This is a genomic window from Streptomyces sp. JLBJ103, assembly GCF_058215575.1.
On the sequence record NZ_CM177089.1, the window covers coordinates 497,001 to 516,841 of the forward strand.

Consider the following 19,841-nt stretch of genomic DNA (forward strand, 5'->3'; position numbering starts at 1 on the left):
GGCCTACAGCTCGTGGCCGAGGCCGACGGCAAGCGACCTGACCAAGTCGTGGGCGGCGTCGGGGATGACCGTGCCCGGCAGGAAGACGGCGGCGGCACCGGCCTCGTGCAGGGTCTGGACGTCCTGCGGCGGGATGACCCCGCCTACGACGATGGTGATGTCCTCGCGCCCCGCCTCGGCCAGTTGCTCGCGCAGCGCGGGCACCAGGGTGAGGTGGCCGGCCGCGAGCGAGGAGACGCCGACGATGTGCACATCGGCCTCCACCGCCTGCCGGGCGACCTCCTCCGGGGTCTGGAACAGCGGGCCGACGTCCACGTCGAAGCCCAGGTCGGCGAAGGCGGTGGCGATCACCTTCTGGCCGCGGTCGTGCCCGTCCTGGCCCATCTTGGCGACCAGGATGCGGGGGCGGCGGCCCTCGGCCTCCTCGAACCTCTCGACCAGGGCGCGGGTGCGGTCCACACCGGACGACGGTCCGGCCTCTTCTCGGTACACACCGGAGATCGTACGGATCTGGCCGGAGTGGCGCCCGTACACCTTCTCGAGTGCGTCGGAGATCTCGCCCACGGTGGCCTTGGCGCGGGCCGCGTCCACGGCGAGGGCCAGTAGATTGCCCTCCAGGCCGGTGCCGGGGCCGGACTCCGCGGCGGCGGTCAGCCGGCGCAGCGCGTCCTGACACACCGCCTCGTCCCGCTCGGCGCGCAGCCGCCGCAGCTTCTCGATCTGCTGGGCGCGGACCGAGCTGTTGTCGACCTTGAGGACCTCGATCTGCTCATCGCTGTCCACCCGGTATTTGTTGACGCCGATCACCGGCTGGCGGCCGGAGTCGATACGCGCCTGGGTGCGGGCCGCGGCCTCCTCGACACGCATCTTGGGGATGCCCGCGTCGATGGCCTTGGCCATACCGCCGGCCGCCTCGACCTCCTCGATGTGCTGCCAGGCCCGCCGCGCCAGGTCGTGGGTGAGCTTCTCGACGTAGGCGCTGCCGCCCCAGGGGTCGATCACCCGGCAGGTGCCCGACTCCTGCTGGAGCAGGATCTGGGTGTTGCGGGCGATACGCGCGGAGAAGTCGGTGGGCAGCGCCAGCGCCTCGTCCAGCGCGTTGGTGTGCAGCGACTGGGTGTGGCCCTGGGTGGCCGCCATCGCCTCGATACAGGTGCGCGCCACGTTGTTGAACACGTCCTGGGCGGTGAGCGACCAGCCGGAGGTCTGCGAATGGGTGCGCAGACTGAGCGACTTGGGGTTCTTGGGGTCGAACTGCTTGACCAGCTTGGCCCACAGCAGCCGGGCCGCCCGCAACTTGGCGATCTCCATGAAGAAGTTCATGCCGATGGCCCAGAAGAACGACAGCCGCGGCGCGAACGCGTCCACGTCCATCCCGGCGTCCAGTCCGGCGCGCAGATACTCCACCCCGTCGGCCAGCGTGTACGCCAACTCCAGGTCGGCCGTGGCCCCGGCCTCCTGGATGTGGTAGCCGGAGATGGAGATGGAGTTGTAGCGGGGCATCTTCTGCGAGGTGAACGCGAAGATGTCGGAGATGATCCGCATCGACGGCTGCGGCGGATAGATGTAGGTGTTGCGGACCATGAACTCTTTGAGGATGTCGTTCTGGATGGTCCCCGCCAGCTTCTCCGGGGGCACCCCCTGCTCCTCGGCGGCAACGATGTACAGCGCGAGCACCGGCAGCACCGCGCCGTTCATCGTCATCGACACACTCATCCGGTCCAGCGGGATGCCGTCGAAGAGCTGACGCATGTCGTAGATGGAGTCGATGGCCACGCCCGCCATGCCGACGTCGCCGGTCACCCGGGGGTGGTCGCTGTCGTAGCCGCGGTGGGTGGGCAGGTCGAACGCCACCGACAGGCCCTTCTGACCGGCCGCGAGGTTGCGGCGGTAGAAGGCGTTGGACTCCTCGGCGGTGGAGAAGCCCGCGTACTGCCGGATCGTCCAGGGCTGGTTGACGTACATCGTCGGGTACGGGCCGCGCAGATAGGGCGCGGCGCCGGGGTAGGTGCCCAGGAAGTCCAGGTCCGTCAAGTCCTCGGCGGTGTAGAGCGGTTTGACCCCGATGCCTTCGGGGGTGTCCCACACCAGGTCCTCGACGCCCTTGCCGACGTTCTCGCTCAAGCCGGTGGCCCAGTCGGCGGCTGTGGCCGTGGGCTGCTCCCCGGGCGCCTCGAGCTCGATTCCCGAGAAGTCCGGAATCCTTCCGGCGTCCTGCGGACCGCCCGCCATCACGCCACCCCCATGATGTCCAGGGCCGAGGAGAGAACCTCGACCGCGTTGCAGCCCGCGAAGACGAATCCGTCCACTCCGGCCTGCTCGTACTCGTCCTGTCGATCTCCTGGCCGGCCGGCCAGATACACCTGGAGTGCGCCGGCGCCCTTCAGGCGCTCGGCGACGGCCGTGGCCTCCTCCGCGTACAGCGTGTCGCTGGAGCACAGACACGCCACGCGGGCGCCACTGGCGGCGAAGGCGTCGGCCACGGTCCCGGCGGTCACGGTGACCGGCTCGTGCACCGCCTCGATACCGCCCGCCTGGAAGAGGTTGGCGGCGAAGGTGGCGCGCGCGGTGTGCGCGGCCGCGGGGCCGAGCGCGGCCAGGAAGACGCGGGGCCGGGTGCCCTCGGCGGCCTGGTGGGCGTCGGAGCGGGCGCGCAGCGCCTCGTACGCCTCGTCGCGGCGTACCCGGGGCAGTCCGCCGCCGGGCGGCGGGGGCGCGGTCTCGCGCTCCACGGGCTGTTCGGCCAGGTTCGGGAACTCGCTGACGCCGGTGATCGGCTCCTTGCGGCGGGCCAGATCGCGGGAGCGGCGGGCCCAGGTGTCGGCCAGCCGGTCGCGGACCAGGCCGGAGGCGAGGGCGGCGGCGAGGCCGCCGGCGCGCTCGATCTCCTGGAACCAGGCCCACCCGGCGCGGGCCACGTCGTCGGTGAGCCGCTCGATGTACCAGGAGCCGCCCCCGGGGTCGATCACCCGGGCGAGGTGCGACTCCTCGAGCAGGATGGTGGAGGTGTTGCGGGCCACGCGGAGAGCGAAGTCGTCGGGCCGGCCGAGGGCGCTGTCGAAGGGCAGCACGGTGACGGCGTCGGCGCCGCCGACCCCGGCGGCCAGGCTCGCCACGGTGGTGCGGAGCATGTTCACCCAGGGGTCGCGCCGGGTCATCATCACCGGGGAGGTCACCGCGTGCTGGCGCTGGGCGCCCGCTTCGGGGGCGGCGCCGCACACCTGGGCGACCCGGGCCCACAGCCGCCGGGCGGCGCGCAGTTTGGCGATGGTCAGGAACTGGTCGGCGGTGGCCGCGTAGCGGAACTCCAACTCGCCGCAGGCGGCTTCGGCGCTGAGCCCGGCGTCGGTCAGCGTCCGCAGATAGGCCACACCCGCGGCGAGCGAGCAGCCGAGCTCCTGGGCGGCCGAGCCACCGGCCTCGTGGTACGGCAGGCCGTCCACGGTGAGGGTCCGGACGCCGGGGTAGTCGCGGTGGCTGAGGGCCGCCAGCTGGGCGGCGGCGGCCAGTTGCCCCGGCAGGTCCTCGTCCCGGCCGGTGCGGGCCACCAGGCCCAGCGGGTCGGCGCCGAGGTTGCCGAGCGCCGCGTGCGAGGGCACCTCACGCTCGCCGTAGAGCCGCAGCAGGGCACGGGCGGCGGCCTCGAAGTCGGCGCCCGCGTCGAGGACGACGGGGGCGAGGTCGAGATAGACACCGTTCAGCGCCTGGGGCAGGGCGTCAACGGGCACTCCGCCCTCGCCGACCGCCAGCCACACCGAGCTGACGCCGTTCTCCAGGTCGGTCAGGACTGCCTGGTTGATGCGGGCCGGGTCGGGGTGGGCGTGGCGCTGGCGTACGTCCCAGCCGGAGACCGTGGAGCCCTCGGGCCGTCCGCCGCGGACGAACGGGGCGAAGCCGGGGAGTCCCGCGTCCTGCGGGGCGTCCTCGGCGGTGTAGAGGGGGCGGACGGAGATGCCGTCCTCGAGTGCGGTCGCGAGGGCCGCTTCGGCCTGTTCGCCTACGGCGTCCGAGGTGCCGCTTTTACGCAGCACTCCTTCGACGAGGTGGCGCCATTGGTCACGCGTCACATCCGGGAATTCGTCGGCGAGGGGAAGGCCGTCAGGCAGGACCGTCATAACGCAGGAGGCTAGTGCGATCTTCTTAAGCCGGAGCAGAGGAATCGGATGTGAGCTTGCTCTCTGTATCCAGTCCACCGCGGGACGGTTCCGCGCGAACGGAGGCCCGCCCGGTGCGACGGGGGATGCACACCGGGCGGGCTCGATGACCTTTTTACCGCATCGGGACCGGGTTATGCATCACAAACGTGTTCGTTTTTCCGATCACCATGCGATGGGGAGCGAGATCAGGCCACGCGCACGAATCGATGGCCGCCACCGCAGCTCGTCCTTCGAAACAGCGAGTCGCACCCCCGGAAAGCGGCTGAACAGGGCCTCCAGCGCCACTTCTACCTCCATCCTGGCCAGCGGGACACCGAGGCAATAGTGGATGCCATGACCGAACGCAAGGTGCCCGGACCGGACAACATGTGGATTGAAGTGGTCCGGATCCTCGAAGTGGTGGGGATCACGATTGGCGGCGGCGATCGAGAGCAGCACCGTCTCCCCGGCGGGAACCGTCACGCCACCGATCTCGATGTCCTCGAGCGGGAAGCGGCGGATCGAGAGCGGAGTCGGTCCGTCATGGCGGGCGAATTCCTCGACCACGGCCGGGATCCCGTCGGGTTTCTCGCGCAGCGCACGCAGCAGTTCGGGGCGGTCGAGCAGACCGGATACAGAATTCCCGATGAGATGGACCACATTTTCGTATCCGGCGAAGAGGAGCAGAAAGGCGAGTGAGGTCAGTTCGTCCTCGCTGAGCCGGTCCGTCCCGCCGGGGCCGCTCTCGCCGTCGTCGCGGGCCGCGATCAGAGCGGAGAGCAGATCGTCCCCGGGCTCCTCGCGCTTGGCGGCGATCAGTCCGGTGTAGAAGCGCAGCATGCTGCCGATCGCCTCCTTCGCCTGCTCCGGACGGTGGGGATCGGGCGTGATCAGGGCGTCCGACCAGGCGAGGAAGTCCTGCCGGTCGCTGTGCGGAACACCGAGGAGATCGCAGATCACCGCGATGGGGAGCGGCCCGGCGTAGTCCGCGATCAGATCGGCACGTCCGGCGGACTCCATGGCGTCCAGCAATCCGTCCGCCAGCCGCCGTACCCCCGCTCGCATCGCCTCGACCCGGCCCGCGGTGAACGCCTTCACCACCAGACGGCGGACCCGGGTGTGGTCCGGCGGGTCCATGTTGAGGAGGTTGGCGTCGAGGGCGGGCGGCAGCGAGAAGCCACGGAAGTTGCCGGGGAGGGCGTTGCTCTTGTCCAGGGAGAGCCGGGGGTCGGCGAACGCCCGCCGGACGTCCTCGTAACGGGTGACCAGCCAGGCCGGGTTGCCGTCGGGTCCGGTGATCCGGTGGACCGGGCCCTCCTCCCGGAGGGCGGCGTAGGTGGCGTAGGGATCGGTCAGCAGCCCGGTGGTGTCGCGGGGGGTGGAGTTCGCGGTCATGGCTCCCGACTCTAGATCGTCTCCAGATCGTCCGGTGCGGGCCGAAGTCCACGGCGCGGTCCGTCCGGTGGGAGCCGGTGGGGAAGGTGTGTGGTGCGGTGCGGCGCTGGCCGGAAGGCGGCGCCGGGACTGAATCCTCCCGGCGCCGCCTGCGCCACGGGCGGCCCCGACCCCCGTCCAGGGCCACCTCGTCTTCGATCCCCCCTGAGTCACCGCCGCGTTGCGGCGGTCCCCTCCCCCAGCTCCGCGAGCACCTCGTCCACCAGCGGCAGCCGGTAGACATCGGCGACCCGGGCCAAGTGCTCGTGCTCGTCGGCCAGTTCGGTCCGCGTCGTCACCACCACGCTGTCCGCTGCGGCGTCCGGCAGGTGTCCACGTGCTTGATTCAGCAAACCGCGTCGCAGTGCCGCTGCTTCCACTACGGCAGCAAGTTGCCAATCGTCCAACCGTGCGGCCTGGGCCTTGACACGTGCGATCTCGAGGACATCGGCCTCCACATGACGCCGCACACCGCGCTGGACGTCACGGATCTCCGCCATCTGCCGGTTGGCCCGCCACTCCAGATCGGCCAGCGGCCACCAGGCGGTCCAGCGCGCCTGTCCCATGGCCACTTCGGGCGCCTGAGCGGTGACTTCCCGCCACAGCGGCCGCAGCCGCCGGAACCTGCGCCACGCGGAGGCGCGCGGGCCACCGGCCGGAAGGGCGAACCCGGCCAGGACGAGCAGGGCGGCGACCGAAGCGGCCAGCGGGGCCACGCCGTTGGAGAGCCAGTACAGCTCCCGGCCGGACCAGGAGAAGACAAAGCCGATCAGCTTGCAGGCGCAGTACCCCAGGCCCAGCCAGCACCCGGCGGCGAGCAGTCGCAGGCCCCGGGCGAGCCAGGAGCCGCGCAGGGTCGCGGCATAGCGCGGGCACAGGACGCCAAGACCCGCGAGTCCGCTTCCGAAAATGGCCAGATACAGCACCAGGAAGAGGACCACTCCGGGCTCATCGGCATAGGCGGTGCTGAAGTCCCGGGGGTGCTCCACGGCGTCCGGACGGCCGACGGCGAAGCCCGTGACCGCCACCGTCCACACCACGCCCACGGCGGCCACCACGACGCGCGGCCGGATCGCCGAGCCCGTCCAGCGCAGCAGCAGCACCAGGGCGCCGGTGGCGAACACCACCACTGAGGAGTAGAGGAAGACCATGGCCAGGTTGGCCACGCCCACCAGCCGGTCGAACCAGCGGTAGACGCTGGGCGCCGAGAGCAGGAACACATTGGCCACGGCACCGGTCATCAGACAGGCGAGCCCCAGATCGGCGTTGCCGCGGTCACGGAACCAGGCGCGGGCCTTGTATCCCGCCAGGGCCCAGGCGGCAGCGCCGAAGCACAGGTACACCAGGTCAAACATGGGCCTCACCACCGCCGGTGCCGGGAGCGTCCCCAGGGGGACGGGCGGTGTCCGCGTCGCGCACATGGCGCAGCGCCGGGCCGAGGGCGGCGGCCAGTTCGGCGGCCCGCCCCCGCAGCGGCAGCCCGTGGTCGTACGAGCCGGGCACCACACGCTCCATCAGCAGAGTGCCCAGGACCTCGGTTTCCCGCTCGGTGAGGTTGTCGTAGCAGTGGTGGCGGGCGAAGCCCGGGGTCATGCCGAGTCGCCGCATGGCGGTGGTGACATCGACGGACGGGGCCCACATGCGCAGCGCGTCCTCGGTGACGGCCGGGTCCTGGTCATGTCCCAGCAGCAGATGACCGATCTCGTGCAGCACGATGTGGATCTGGTGCCAGGGGGACGTGCGGAGCTCGTAGAAGATCCAGAATCCCTCGTCGGTACTGGCCGTCATGCCGGAGACCACACCGCCCAGGCTCATCGGCACCAGATGGACGGGGCGTCCGACCCGCTCGGCCACGATGGCGCACAGGCGCGGCAGATCGGTCGAGGCGGGCAGCCCGAGCTCTTTGATGAGCTGCTTGCACCGCCGTCGTATCCGGCGCACTCGCATGCCTGTACCACCCTCGATTCCGGTCCGGCACCAGGAGCGGAACAGTGACCGCACCTCACCGCAGCCCACGGGGTGCCTCGCCGTCCGGTTCGGCGGATCCCTCCGGTCCGCCCGGCTCCGGCGGAAGGTTCATCTGCTGCCGGAACTGGGAGATGATGGCGGTGAGGCTGTCCTGGACCTCCGGGGGGAGGCCCACGGAACGCAGCGCGATGCCGCGGACCCGCTTGTCGCGCATCGCGACCAGGAACCGCACCTCTTCCTCCACCCGCTCCGCCTGCGACGGCGAGAGGTCGCCGAGCAGATAACCGACGGGCACGGCGAAGAACTTGGCCAGTGCGCGCAGCAGGTCCGGGCTCGGGTTGGTGCGCTTCCCGTTGCGCAGCATCGACAGATACTGCTCGGTCAGACCCGCCTTGCCGTACTCCTCGCTTCCGCTGATCTCCTCGGCGACATGGGCGTTGGTGTAGGGGGCGCCCGGCGGGTGCATGGTGGCGAACAGGTAGTTGAGCCGGTCCGCCAGCCGACTGCCGGCGTCATCCGGTGACCTGTCGGCCCCGACGGCCATCCGCTCCCCCTTGTTTTTGTGGCAGTTCACGGCGGTACGCCCTCACGGTTGGTTAAGGCGAACAACGCCGCGCGGCCATCCTGCCATGGAGGTTGTCTGACGCACCAGTCCGCCCCCCACTGTGCGGGAACCCCCGACTTAACCGCCAGTTGGCTGGTGCCGGCTTCCCCCTCCCTCAGGTCGGGGTCATGGCCGGGCACGTCCTGAAGTCCACGGGCGGGCGGCGTGGGACGCGGTCCGGTCCAGGAACACCCCGTCCACGCCGTACCAGCGGCGGCACCGGCGGAAATCGGCGGGCGCCGGCCCGGTCCGGCGGTGGCCGTACGCGGTGTCGACGTAGGCGATGTCAGCTTGTTGCCAGGAGACGGCGGACGAGCGGTCCGACCCGCCGTCGCGCACCTCGAGCCGCCCGCAAAAGCCGCCGACCCGCACCATCCCCTCGGTGCCCGCCCGCACCGGACGGGCCGTACCGCTGGCGATGTTGAGCACGCGTGGATGTTCGCCGGGGGTGGCGGCGGCGAGCCCGGCGGCCCGCGCCACATCGCGTACGTCGACGAAGTCGCGGTGCGCGGACAGATCGCCGACCCGGACCGTGCCCTCCGGGCCCGCCGTGGAGCGGACTGGCCGTGGCCGATTAACGATCGGACACCCCGCTGCGACCTGTTACATCATTGGTTTACACCACTAGGGCGAGCTCTTCCTTCGGCAGGGTGGCTCGCTGGAGCCACCCTCTTCGATCGTGCCGAATTCGGCTGAATGATGGCCGTCCGAAATGTTCGACATGGAAGCGATTGACCGCGACGCTCTCAATCCACGCTCTGGAGGATGTGCGGCTCGGCCAGGTCGTCCTCGTAACCGGCGAGGCGGATCGGCGCGGAGCGTGCCCACACCTCCAGACTGCCCACTTCCGAGGGCTCTGCGCACCGCCCGTCATCGCCTGCGTGCGACTCGTCGCTCTGTGTCTGTTCGGGGGTCACCGCACACTCCCTGTGTCGGCTGAACCGGGATCTGTCGCCAGGTTAACCAGCAAGGGAACGGTCCGCGCGTCGATTTCCAAGGAGTGGACACGGAATGGACACCACCCCTCAGGAGCCGTACGTCCGGTGGCCGCGGGATGCCAATCGTGCTGAGCTGGATGCCAGGGGGCCGGACACCGGACCGCCGAACGGGTGACGGACCCCCGGGCGCGAACCCGGGACAACGGCGGCCGGCCGGGCCCTCGGCGGGGCGTGCGCACGGCCCGACCCCGCGCTCTGGCCACGAAGATCGACAACATCGTTCCGCGCACCGGAACATCTCCCGGCCGCGGTGCGGCGGACGCTACACCGCCCGGCCGGGCACCGCACTCCGGTGCCACGGCCGGGCGAACGCACAGGAACCGGCCGGGTCAGGCCGCCCCGGCAGCGGCGCGGCACCTCCGTCGCCGTTCCCGGTCACCGGGCGGCGCTGCCCCGTGGCCGGCTCCGGACCGTCCGCGCCGCCGTCCACCGCGTGGCGCGCCCAAGCGATATGCCCGTCCGGCCGCACCAGGACGGTGGCCAGGCCGTCCCAGCCCTGGTGGACGGTGGTCGGGCGTGCGGCCACGGTCCTGATCCGGTCCTCACCCCCGGCGAGCGCGGCGGCCGTGGCGATGCCGTCCGCTCCGGCCGCGGTGCCCCTGAGGTGGAGCAGGACGAACCGCCCGTCGGCCAGCAGCGGGTACAGACTCGGCTCGGCCGCCCCGTCCAGCCCCACATCGGGCACGCGCTCACCGACCAGCAACGCACCGCCCGGGTCGGGATAGGCGACGTCCAGCGCGGAGATCTGCCCGGCCAGCCGCCGGTTGACATCGGGGTGGTCGGCCAGGATCCCGCTGAGAACACGGCGCAGCGCCGGGGTGTCCGCGGTGTGCGCGGTGCCGATGACCGTCTGGGCCCGGGTGTTCTCCAGCAGGGCGGCGCCGACCGGGTGCCGTTCGTCGTGGTAGGTGTCCAACAGGGCGGCGGGGGCGCGGCCATGGCATACGGAGGCCAGTTTCCATCCGAGGTTGAAGGCGTCCTGGACACCCACGTTGAGCCCCTGCCCACCGAACGGCATATGCATATGCGCCGCGTCCCCGGCCAGCAGCACCCGCCCTTCGCGGTAACGGGCGGCCTGCCGCGCCGCGTTGCCGAAGCGCGACAGCCACCGGGGCGTATGCATCCCGAAGTCGGTGCCCGCCACCTCGCGCACGGCGGTGCGCAGCTCCTCGAAGGTGAAGGGCCGCGAGGAGGGGGCGGCGGAGGTTCCCCGGGCGGAACCGACGATGCGGTGGTATCCGGCCTCCAGCGGGACGACCATGATGCCGCCGTGGGCGTTGTCGTACGAGGGCGCGCCCTCCGCCGTCGGCGGCGCGTCGAGCAGGACGTCGCCGAGGAAGCCGGTGAGGGTGGTCGGGGTGCCGGGGAAGTCGATGCCCGCCGAGGATCGCACCGTGCTCCCGGCGCCGTCGCAGCCCACCACCCAGGCCGCCCGCAGGGTGCCGGTCCCGTCCGGGCCCGCCACCTCCACCTCGACGCCGGCGCCGGCGCCGTCAGCGGACTGGCGCACCGCGAGCACCCGGTGGCCCCACCTGACTTCTCCGCCCAGCTCCCGCAGCCGCTCCTCCAGCAGTTGTTCGGTCCGCAGCTGAGGAAGGATCAGGGTGAAGGGGAAGCGGGTGTCGAGCACGGAAAGGTCCAGCCGGGTGGGCAGCCCCGCGTAGTGGGCGACGGGGAGCCGGGCGCCCTCGGCGGTGAACCGCTCGGCGATCCCGCGCAGGGCGAACACTTCCAGCGTGCGCGGATGGAGCGTGAGCGCCTTGGAGTGCGGGCTGCGCTCGGCCGCGCGCTCGACGACGGTGACGGGCACCCCCGCGAGCCGTAGTTCGGTGGCGAGCAGCAGTCCGGTCGGCCCGGCCCCCACCACCACCACATGGTCCACCACAGCGTCTCCCTCGGTTCTATGTCACTTCTCATCGCAGGGCTGATACGCCGGTGCGCCAGAACCGGTCTTGATCCTGGATCAACAGCGCCTCCCCAGTAGACTTGATCCCGGATCAAGAGGCAAGTGGAGGGAGACGGGGCACATGGGCCTGGACCGCACGGCCGTGGTGACGGCGGCGCTGGAGCTGCTGGACGAGACAGGGCTGGACAAGCTCACGATGCGCAAGGTGGCCGAGCGGCTGGGCGTCCAGCTCAACACCGTGTACTGGCACGCCTCCAGCAAGCCGCGGCTGCTGGAGCTGATGGCCGACGCGATGCTCCACGGCTGTGCGGACGACCCGCTTCCGGAGCTCTGGGAGGAGCGGGCCCGCACCCTGGCCGACCGCTATCGCGCGGCGCTGCTCGCCCGCCGGGACGGGGCGCGGGTGGTGGCCGGTACCGATGTGGCCGAGGACAACACCCTCCGCTTCGCCGACGCGCTGACGGGCGCGTTCCTGGCCGGGGGCCACGGTCCGGCGGAGGCGGCGTGGCGGACCTGGGCACTGGTGTACTTCACCCTCGGTCTGGTCCAGGAGGAACAGGCCGCCGACGGCACCGGAAGCCCGGAGCGGCTGCGGAGCGCGGTCACCGCCGAGCGCTATCCCGCGCTCGCCACGGCCGTTCCGCACTTCGGCGACTTCGAGGACCGCTTCGGACACGGCGCCGACCTCATCGTCAGCGGCCGGACCCGGTAGCTCCGACCTGGTAAGCCGGACCCGGTAGACCCGACCTGATGGGCCCGACCCGGTAGCCCGCCCGACGGCGACGCTGATCACACGCGGAGACCGATCGCGCGTGCAGACGGCGGTTCCGGGATACCCATGACGCATGAGACACATCAGCGAACTCGACCGCCGGCTGTTCGCCCGGGTCGCGTCCGGACGGCTGCGCGGCGCGCACCCCACACTGCCCCGGCTCAGCCGGGCGGCCGACCACGGACGGCTGTGGTTCGGTACCGCCGGTGTGCTGGCGGCGGTCGGCGGACGCACCGCGCGGCGGGCCGCGCTGCGCGGGGTCGGCTCGCTCGCCGCGGCATCGCTGGCCACGAACCTGGTGGTCAAGTGGACCGTGGAACGGCGCCGTCCGGTGCTGGACGGCGTCCCCCTGGTGCGGCGGCTGCACAAGCAGCCGTGGACGAGTTCCTTTCCCTCGGGCCACTCGGCCTCGGCCGCCGCGTTCGCCACCGGAGTGGCCATCGAGTCCTCCCGGTACGGCATGCTGGTCGCCCCGCTGGCCGCCGCGGTCGCCGCCTCCCGGGTGTACGTGGGTGTGCACTACCCGAGCGATGTGCTGGCGGGTCTCGCGATCGGGGCCGGCGCCGCCGCGTTCACCTGCCGCTACTGGCCGCCGCGCCCGGAGATCCCGGCGCAGGCCCGGCCCCGGGTCTCCGCCCCCGCGCTGCCCAAGGGCGAGGGGCTGGTCCTTCTGGTCAACCAGCGGGCGGGCGCGGCCTCCGCGGCGGGCGGGCTCTCCGTGGCCGATCAGCTGCGGGTGCTGCTGCCCGCTGCCGAGATCCTGGAATGCGGCCCCGAGGACCACTTCATGACACTGCTCCAGCAGGCCGGGCGGCGGGCCGCCGAGCGGGCCGGGGCGCTGGGCATCTGTGGTGGCGACGGCAGTGTCAACGCGGCGGCCACGCTCGCCGCCGAACGCGGACTTCCGCTGGCGGTGTTCGCGGGCGGCACCCTGGACCACTTCGCTCTGGACGTGGGCGTACCGGCGTTCGAGGACACCGCGCACGCGGTGACCGAGGGCGATGCCGTGGCCGTGGACCTCGCCCGCGCCACACCGCTCAGCGGCGACGGCAAGAGTCAGCACTTCGTCAACACCTTCAGCATCGGCTTCTACCCCGAGCTGGTGCGGATCCGGGAGAGCCTCCAGGACCGGCTGGGCAAATGGCCCGCGGCCGCCGTCGCGCTGACCCGGGTGCTGCGTACCGCGGAGCCGATGGAGATCGAGGTCAATGGGCGCAAGCGACGGCTGTGGGTGCTGTTCGTCGGCAACGGCGGCTACTCCCCCGACGGGTTCGCGCCCGCCTACCGCGATCAGCTCGACGACGGGCTGCTGGACGTCCGGGCGATCGACGGGAACCAGCGGCTGGCCCGTACCCGGCTGCTGATCGCCGCGCTCACCGGCACCCTGGGCCGCTCCCACGTCTACTCCACGAGCCGGATGCGCACGCTGCGGTTGTCGGGTCTGGACGATGTGGACTCCCTCGCCTACGACGGCGAGGTGACCGCCACCCCGGGCGAGGCGCTGCTGCTGGACAAGCGGCCCGGGGCACTCACCGTCTACCGCCCCGCCGAACCGCAGAACGAACTCCTCCAAAGGGCGCGTACGGCGGCCGCGCAAGTCCCCCACTGGTGGCGCTCCGTACTACGCAAGTAGTACATGGAATTCGGTGCTCTAGGACGACGACGGAGCCGCCTCCACCCGCCAAGGTGGAGGGTATGGACGACGACCGATCGGCCCAGGGGGCCACGACGTGACCTCCCTTGCGCTGTCTGTGCTGCTGGCCCTGGCCTCCGCGGTGTGCTACGCCGCCGGAGCCATACTCCAGGAGCATGTCGCGGCCACGACGCCGCGTTACCCCTCCGCCCCCCTGCGGCACGGGAGTTGGTGGGCCGCGGTGACCCTGAACGGGACGGGTGCGGTCCTCCATGTGATCGCCCTGGCCTACGGGCCGTTGAGCGTGGTGCAGCCGCTGGGCGCCCTCACCATCGTCTTCGCGCTGCCGATGGCGGCCCTGTTCGTACGCCGCCGGGTGGGGGCCGCGGGCTGGCGGGGCGCGGTGCTGGCGACCGTCGGGCTGGCCGGGCTGCTCTCACTGACCGGTCCCTCGCGGGAGGCGCAGGCGCTGGCGGAACAGGAGCGGATCGCCGTGACCGTGGCGACGGTCGGCACCATCGCACTGCTGGCCGGGACCGCGCGGTGGATCAGGCTGCCCGGTGTCCGCAGTGTGCTGCTGGCCACGGCGGCGGGCACGGCCTTCGGTATCTCCTCGGTGTTCACCAAGAACGTCGCGGTGGAGTGGAATTGGGACGCGCTGGGCGACGCCCTGCCCAGCTTCGTCATGATCGGTCTGCTGGCGTCCGGCGGTGTGCTGCTGTCCCAGGCGTCCTACCGTGGCGCCGGGCTGGCCGCACCACTGGCGACGGCGACCGTGGTCAATCCGGTGGTCGCCACGGCCGTGGGCATCGCCGCACTGGGCGAGCACTTCCGGTTCGGTACGCCGGGCGCCCTGCTGGCCCTGGTGGCGGCGGTCGTCGCGAGCGCCGGTCTGGTGATGCTGACGGTGCACGGCGCGGAGGCGGAAGCGGAACGGGCCTGGAAGAACGGGGCAGTTGGTACGACCGAGGTGACCGGGGAACCGGTGACCGCCGAGCTGACGGACACGGTGGAGACGGACGGGACCACCGAAGACGTACGGACCGCCGAAGACGTACGGACCGCCGAACCGGTCGGGGCGGCCGAGGACACCACGGCGGTCGGGACGGCCGACCCGGCCCTGGCGATCGGGGCCGTCGGGGCGCCCGGCACTCCCGGTGTTCCCCTCCGTCTCACGGACCGGATCCCCCATCAGTCCTCCGGTGGGCAGGGCGGGTCGCCGGGCCGGCCGGACTGCGGCAAGGCCATGCTCCAGCCACACGGCTGAGGCGGCACGGGTTGGTCTGGTCCGGTTGTGTGGCATTCCGCGCAATTTCATGAGTTACCGGCAGACACACTGTTGATCACCGTGGCCATCGATCACGATGAGGGCGCCCCCACACTGCCCGTGATCGATGCATCCGGTGATCCCCCTTGCCCTCATCCGAACACCCCCCTGTCTACGCCGAGTTGTCCGACGCCCGGCTCGTCGAGTTCATCCGGGCCGGTGCGCCCTCACCCCATCCGGCGGCGCAGGAACTGCGCCGCCGCCATCTGCCCCGGGTGCTGGACTACGCCCGCCTCTGCGCCCGCGACGAGTGGTCAGCCGACCAACTGGCCGCAAAAGCCTTCACGTTGGCGTTACGCCAGATCTTCCAGACCGAGGAACCCGGCGCTCCATGGCGCCACCGGATGCTGGCCCTGGTCCACGAGGCCGCCGCCGACTGGGCCACCAACCGCTCCCGCGACCGGCTCGAGACCGCGTACGCGGCCCACCTCGACGAAGGCAACGGCGCTGAGCCCGACCGCCTCCCCCTGGTGCACGGTTTCGCCGCGCTCCCGCCCGCCACCCGGACCCTGCTGTGGCACACCCTGGTCGAGGGGGAATCCGACGCCACGGTGGCCCGGTACACCGGACGGCGGCCCGCGGACCTCCCCCGCCTGACCGACCGGGCCCGGGAGACCTACCGCGAGCTGTGCCTGCGCGGCTATCTGGAGCGCGACGCCGACGAGGAGTGCCGGGGCTTCGGACGGATCCTGGAAGTGGCCGCCCGCCGCGCGGACACCCCGCACACCACGGAGCTGCCCGGCCATCTCACGGACTGTTCCGGCTGTGCCGCCATGCTCTCGGCCCTGATCGAGCTGGAGAAGCGGCCCGGCCCGCTGGTGGCCGCCGCCCTGCTCGGGTGGGCCGCGGACCGCTATCTCCCGGACACCTCGGCTTCCGCCACCACCGCCCTGGCCCCGGTGGCCACCGGAGCCGTGGAGCCGGCGCGGTCCGCGGCCCCGCCGCCCGCCCCGGCCCGGCGAGTGTTCCAGCCCCCGTACACCCGCGCCGCCTCGCTGATCCTGTCCAGCGCAGTGGTCATGGTGGCGGCCATCACCGGGATCGCCGCCGCCACCCAGGGCAACGGAGACGTGGGACGGGCCCGGGGCGTCGCGACCGCCACCCCGTTCCCGTCGGCCCCGGCCTCCTCCCCGTCCGCATCCGCATCCGCGTCGCCGAGCCCCAGCCGGACACCCACGACGGCTCCCCCGTCCGACGCCACGGCCGAACCTCCCTCCTCCACCCCGACCGGCCCCTTCACGACCGTGGTCAACGCGGCGACGGGACAGTGTCTGGATGTCCAGGGAGCGTTCTTCAACGGTGCCGACGTCATCACCGGGGCCTGCCGCTCCGGCGCCGCCACCCAGAAGTGGCGGCTCGACCCGGACGGGCTGCTGCGCAACAGCGCCAACCCCGGCTTCTGCCTGGACACCCGGGGCCGGATCACCAAGGGCATCGGCATCCGGACCTGCGAACGCACCCTCGATCTGCTGTTCTTCTTCGACGAGCGGGGGCGGCTGCGCCCCCAGCTCGCCTCCGACCACGCCGTCGTCCCCAGCGACAAGGCGGCCGGCTTCCTCTCCTTCGCCCCGCTCACCACCGACACCAGGCAGCGCTGGAGCAACGGCTAGCCAGGGCGCGTATCGGGTCGTGATCAATCTGTCGGTTCGTCCTCGTGGTGAGGCCTGGACCGGTATGCGGATCTCGACGAGACGTGCCCGTTGGGCCGGATCTGGTCGGAGGAGCGAGCATCTCACAAGCTCCTCTGAACCAACAGGTCGTCCCACTTGGGCTGTTGGGTAGCCTGCGGCCGTGGAAATGGGGCTGAAAAATGACGGCTGGATGGAAGACACGCGGACGTCTTATGACACCGTCGCTGCTAGTTATGCCGACCTGACGCGTCACCTCCTGGACGAAACGCCCGAAGAGCGCGCGGTCCTGGCGCTTTTCGCCGACCTGGTGAGTACCCAAGGCGGGGGGCCGGTTGCTGACGTGGGATGCGGGACGGGAAGGATCACGGCTCACCTGTGTCAGCTGGGCATGGACGCGTTCGGGATCGACCTGTCGCCCGGGATGATCGAGGTGGCCCGGAGCGATCACCCTGGTCTCCGGTTCGATCTCGGCTCCATGACGGACCTCGACCTCGCCGACGGCTCGATGGCTGGCCTGGTCGCCTGGTACTCGCTGATCCACGTCCCCGATGACGAGATCGGCTCGGTCTTCGGGCACTTCCGGCGAGTGGTTCGGCCCGGTGGGCCGCTGCTGCTCAGCTTCCATGTCGGCGACGAGTCGCGATTGAAGACCGAGGGCTATGGCGGGCACCCGATGAACGTCTATGTCCACCGTCGGCAGCACGGCCAGATGATTGCGTGGCTCAACGACGCCGGCTTCTCCGTCGAGGAATACAGAACTCTCACCTCAGCCGAAAGCAAGCTCGGGGGGATCATTCTCGCGCGCCGACAGGCCGACGACCGAGCCGAATGAGTCGCTCACCAAGAGAGTGCATGTCGCTTGGGTCCGTCGTCCAAGGGCCGTCCCCGTAAATGATCTTCAGAGCTTCCTGGCATGATCACGACGTGACCCGTGAGCTTGTGCAGCCCAGCCCCAGGACGTACGTACTCTTCGATGTCGACGGGACGTTGATCGACGCCGTGGACAACCAACGCCGGGTCTGGGAAATGTGGGCGGGGCGATACCGGCTGGACGCGGATGAGGTCTATCGGGTGGCGCTGCGGACGCGGCCGACGGAGACCTTCGCGCAGGTAGCTCCGGACCAGGATCCAACGGAGTGCCTGGCTGCGCTGCATGAACTGGAGGACGAGGACGTCCAGTCCGGCGTCTATGCGGCCTTCGACGGTGCGCCGGAGCTTCTGGGCACCCTGCCGGCGTCGTCGTGGGCGCTGGTGACCTCGAACTACGAGCACCGGGTGCGCGGGCGATTTGCCCGGACGGGCCTGCCACTCCCGCGCGTCATAGTTGACGCCGCCGCGGTAGAGGAGGGCAAACCGTCGCCCGTGCCCTACCTGCTGGCCGCCGAGCAACTCGGCGCCAAGCCCGAGGACTGCCTGGTCATTGAGGACGCCCCGTCCGGAGTCGAGGCAGGGCTGCGGGCCGGCATGACGGTGTGGGGGGTCAACGCTGTGGTTGCGGTGGACGGCGTACACCGTCACTTCGGGAGCCTGTGTGAAGCAGTCCCCGACATCCTCGCCTTCGCCCGCCCGGAGGGATCAGCCGCAGTGGGATGATCACGGTGTGGCTGGTGTGATCACGGCGCCGGAGGTCCTGGATAGCCCCGTTCACTGGGTTGAGCCCGCGCCAGTGCCGCTCTCCCGCGCTAAAGATCATTTACGGGACAGCCCTTAAGGTCCGGCTCAGTCCGGTTCCAACCGGGGCGAACGGGGCCCGGCGAAGCTTCCCCGGCGTGCGCGATCTTGCCGAAGGGGCTTGCCCGATCGGACGCCCTCCCAGCACAGGCGCATCAGCGCACCGCTGTCACCTGGGCGAACGCTCCCTGCGGGGCGCGTTCGCACCTCCTGAGACCCGCCCGAGAGTCTTGAGCCCTGCCGGTCTCCTGGAGAGAGGAATCGCCCCCAGTGTTAACCGCAGGTTAGCTCTCGGTGCCGGCGCTGTACCCCGCGGCCGCCTCGGTCGACGCTACGAGCGGCGGCGTCGCCCATCCCCGGGCCCCGCCGGACACCGCTCACCAGGAGGCCCTATGTCCGACAGCGCTCCCCGGCAGCATGCCCGCACACCCTGGCGTGCCGTCATCGGCGGTTCGATCGGCAATCTCGTCGAGTGGTTCGACTGGTTCGTCTACGCCAGCTTCGCCACCTATTTCGCCGGTGCCTTCTTCCCTCAAGGCAATGAGACCGCCCAACTCCTCAACACCGCCGGTATCTTCGCCGTCGGCTTCTTCATGCGCCCCGTCGGCGGCTGGCTGCTGGGCCGGTTCGCCGACCGGCGCGGGCGCAAGGCCGCGCTGACCCTCACCGTGACCCTGATGTCGGCCAGCGCCCTGCTCATCGCCGTCGCGCCCACCTACGACCAGGTCGGCTACCTCGGCGCTGGGGTGCTGCTGGTGGCGCGGCTGCTGCAAGGGCTGTCGGTCGGCGGTGAGTACGCGGCCAGCGCCACGTATCTGACCGAGGCGTCCCAGCCCGGCCGCCGGGGCTTCGTCTCCAGCTTCCAGTACGTGTCGATGACGATGGGACAGCTGATCGGCCTCGGCCTCCAGATCGTGCTCCAGCGCACCATGTCCGACGACGCGCTGCACTCCTGGGGCTGGCGGATCCCGTTCATCGTCGGCGCCGTGGCCGCGGCCGTGGTCTTCTGGCTGCGGCGCAATCTGCTGGAGACCGACGCGTACGCCGAGGAGGACACCCACCGGAGCAGCGAGCGCCGCGGGACCATCGGCGAGCTGCTGCGCCACCGCAAGGAGGCCGCGCTGGTCATCGCGCTGACCATGGGCGGCACGGTCGCGTACTACACCTACACGACCTATCTCACCAAGTACCTGTCGAACACCGCCGGGCTGAGCAAGTCCGACGCCTCGCTGGTGAGCTTCTGTGCCCTGTTTCTGTTCATGCTGCTTCAGCCGGTGGCCGGGGCGCTCTCGGACCGGATCGGCCGACGGCCACTGCTGATCAGTTTTGGGATCGGTTCGATGGTGGGCACCGTTCCGCTGATGACCGCGCTGTCGCACACCGACACCTTCGGCGGCGCGCTGCTGCTGTCGCTGGTGGCGCTGGTCATCATCACCGGCTACACCTCCATCAACGCCGTGGTGAAGGCCGAGCTCTTCCCCACCCATGTCCGGGCACTGGGCGTGGCCCTGCCGTACGCCCTGGCCAACGCGCTGTTCGGGGGCACCGCGGAGTATGTGGCGCTGTGGTTCAAGCAAGGCGGGATGGAGTACGGTTTCTACTGGTATGTCTCGGCTTGTGCCGCTGTCTCGCTCATCGTCTACCTGACCATGCGGGAAACCCGGGACACCATGCTCACCCGGGGCCGGACCGAGGACCCTACGACCGCCTCCGGGAAGCCACAGCCGACCTCTGTGTGACCCCTCGGCCCGGCGCTTACCC

16 protein-coding genes are annotated in these 19,841 nt (G+C 71.0%); 7 read left to right on the forward strand and 9 right to left on the reverse strand.

Features of this window, described 5'->3' with window-relative positions; translation table 11 throughout:
- Positions 1–3: 3 nt before the first annotated feature.
- The 9 genes from scpA to AC4BEG_RS02070 form a co-directional block, all read right to left on the reverse strand.
- Positions 4–2,232, reverse strand: a complete 2,229-nt coding sequence (gene scpA / locus AC4BEG_RS02030) for a methylmalonyl-CoA mutase (RefSeq protein ID WP_490704178.1) — start codon at positions 2,230–2,232, stop codon at positions 4–6.
- Positions 2,232–4,115, reverse strand: a complete 1,884-nt coding sequence (mutA, locus tag AC4BEG_RS02035) for a methylmalonyl-CoA mutase small subunit (RefSeq protein WP_490704179.1) — start codon at positions 4,113–4,115, stop codon at positions 2,232–2,234. The genes scpA and mutA overlap by 1 nt, the downstream gene beginning before the upstream one ends.
- Before the next feature lie 204 nt (positions 4,116–4,319).
- Complete coding sequence (locus AC4BEG_RS02040) at positions 4,320–5,531, reverse strand: cytochrome P450 family protein (RefSeq protein WP_490704180.1); 1,212 nt, start codon at positions 5,529–5,531, stop codon at positions 4,320–4,322.
- A gap of 209 nt (positions 5,532–5,740) precedes the next feature.
- Positions 5,741–6,925, reverse strand: coding sequence for an MAB_1171c family putative transporter (locus tag AC4BEG_RS02045; RefSeq protein WP_490704181.1), 1,185 nt, complete (start codon positions 6,923–6,925; stop codon positions 5,741–5,743).
- Positions 6,918–7,517, reverse strand: coding sequence for an ImmA/IrrE family metallo-endopeptidase (locus AC4BEG_RS02050; protein ID WP_490704182.1), 600 nt, complete (start codon positions 7,515–7,517; stop codon positions 6,918–6,920). The genes AC4BEG_RS02045 and AC4BEG_RS02050 overlap by 8 nt, the downstream gene beginning before the upstream one ends.
- Before the next feature lie 55 nt (positions 7,518–7,572).
- Positions 7,573–8,082, reverse strand: a complete 510-nt coding sequence (locus tag AC4BEG_RS02055; protein WP_490707337.1) for a helix-turn-helix domain-containing protein — start codon at positions 8,080–8,082, stop codon at positions 7,573–7,575.
- Between the two features lie 186 nt (positions 8,083–8,268).
- A complete protein-coding gene (locus tag AC4BEG_RS02060) occupies positions 8,269–8,622 on the reverse strand; it encodes a hypothetical protein (protein WP_490704183.1) in 354 nt (117 codons plus the stop codon).
- Positions 8,623–8,888: 266 nt separating this feature from the next.
- Positions 8,889–9,059 (reverse strand): hypothetical protein, encoded by a 171-nt coding sequence (locus AC4BEG_RS02065; RefSeq protein ID WP_201876140.1) that lies wholly within the window; start codon positions 9,057–9,059, stop codon positions 8,889–8,891.
- A gap of 343 nt (positions 9,060–9,402) precedes the next feature.
- On the reverse strand, positions 9,403–11,025 hold the full coding sequence (locus tag AC4BEG_RS02070) for an FAD-dependent monooxygenase (protein ID WP_490704184.1): 1,623 nt from the start codon (positions 11,023–11,025) through the stop codon (positions 9,403–9,405).
- A gap of 142 nt (positions 11,026–11,167) precedes the next feature.
- On the opposite strand from AC4BEG_RS02070, the gene AC4BEG_RS02075 reads away from it, so the two are divergent.
- From AC4BEG_RS02075 to AC4BEG_RS02105, 7 genes are all read left to right on the forward strand, one after another.
- Entirely contained in the window at positions 11,168–11,758 is a 591-nt protein-coding gene (locus AC4BEG_RS02075; protein ID WP_490704185.1) for a TetR/AcrR family transcriptional regulator C-terminal domain-containing protein, read from the forward strand.
- Between the two features lie 133 nt (positions 11,759–11,891).
- Positions 11,892–13,451: a bifunctional phosphatase PAP2/diacylglycerol kinase family protein gene (locus tag AC4BEG_RS02080; protein WP_490704186.1), complete on the forward strand. Its 1,560-nt coding sequence runs from the start codon at positions 11,892–11,894 to the stop codon at positions 13,449–13,451.
- Between the two features lie 97 nt (positions 13,452–13,548).
- A complete protein-coding gene (locus tag AC4BEG_RS02085) occupies positions 13,549–14,718 on the forward strand; it encodes a DMT family transporter (protein ID WP_490704187.1) in 1,170 nt (389 codons plus the stop codon).
- A 146-nt stretch (positions 14,719–14,864) separates the two neighbouring features.
- Positions 14,865–16,388: a ricin-type beta-trefoil lectin domain protein gene (locus tag AC4BEG_RS02090; RefSeq protein WP_490704188.1), complete on the forward strand. Its 1,524-nt coding sequence runs from the start codon at positions 14,865–14,867 to the stop codon at positions 16,386–16,388.
- Between the two features lie 193 nt (positions 16,389–16,581).
- Positions 16,582–17,241 carry a class I SAM-dependent DNA methyltransferase gene (locus AC4BEG_RS02095; protein ID WP_490707338.1) on the forward strand — a complete coding sequence of 220 codons (660 nt, stop codon included), beginning with the start codon at positions 16,582–16,584 and terminating at the stop codon, positions 17,239–17,241.
- Positions 17,242–17,333: 92 nt separating this feature from the next.
- Positions 17,334–18,002: an HAD family hydrolase gene (locus AC4BEG_RS02100; RefSeq protein WP_490704189.1), complete on the forward strand. Its 669-nt coding sequence runs from the start codon at positions 17,334–17,336 to the stop codon at positions 18,000–18,002.
- Between the two features lie 470 nt (positions 18,003–18,472).
- Entirely contained in the window at positions 18,473–19,819 is a 1,347-nt protein-coding gene (locus AC4BEG_RS02105; protein WP_490704190.1) for an MFS transporter, read from the forward strand.
- The last annotated feature ends 22 nt before the right edge of the window (positions 19,820–19,841 follow it).

Coding starts and splice junctions, on each gene's coding strand:
- scpA (WP_490704178.1), bottom strand. CDS start 2,232: ATGGCGGGCGGTCCGCAGGACGCCGGAAGGATTCCGGACTTCTCGGGA.
- mutA (WP_490704179.1), bottom strand. CDS start 4,115: ATGACGGTCCTGCCTGACGGCCTTCCCCTCGCCGACGAATTCCCGGAT.
- AC4BEG_RS02040 (WP_490704180.1), bottom strand. CDS start 5,531: ATGACCGCGAACTCCACCCCCCGCGACACCACCGGGCTGCTGACCGAT.
- AC4BEG_RS02045 (WP_490704181.1), bottom strand. CDS start 6,925: ATGTTTGACCTGGTGTACCTGTGCTTCGGCGCTGCCGCCTGGGCCCTG.
- AC4BEG_RS02050 (WP_490704182.1), bottom strand. CDS start 7,517: ATGCGAGTGCGCCGGATACGACGGCGGTGCAAGCAGCTCATCAAAGAG.
- AC4BEG_RS02055 (WP_490707337.1), bottom strand. CDS start 8,082: ATGGCCGTCGGGGCCGACAGGTCACCGGATGACGCCGGCAGTCGGCTG.
- AC4BEG_RS02075 (WP_490704185.1), top strand. CDS start 11,168: ATGGGCCTGGACCGCACGGCCGTGGTGACGGCGGCGCTGGAGCTGCTG.
- AC4BEG_RS02080 (WP_490704186.1), top strand. CDS start 11,892: ATGAGACACATCAGCGAACTCGACCGCCGGCTGTTCGCCCGGGTCGCG.
- AC4BEG_RS02105 (WP_490704190.1), top strand. CDS start 18,473: ATGTCCGACAGCGCTCCCCGGCAGCATGCCCGCACACCCTGGCGTGCC.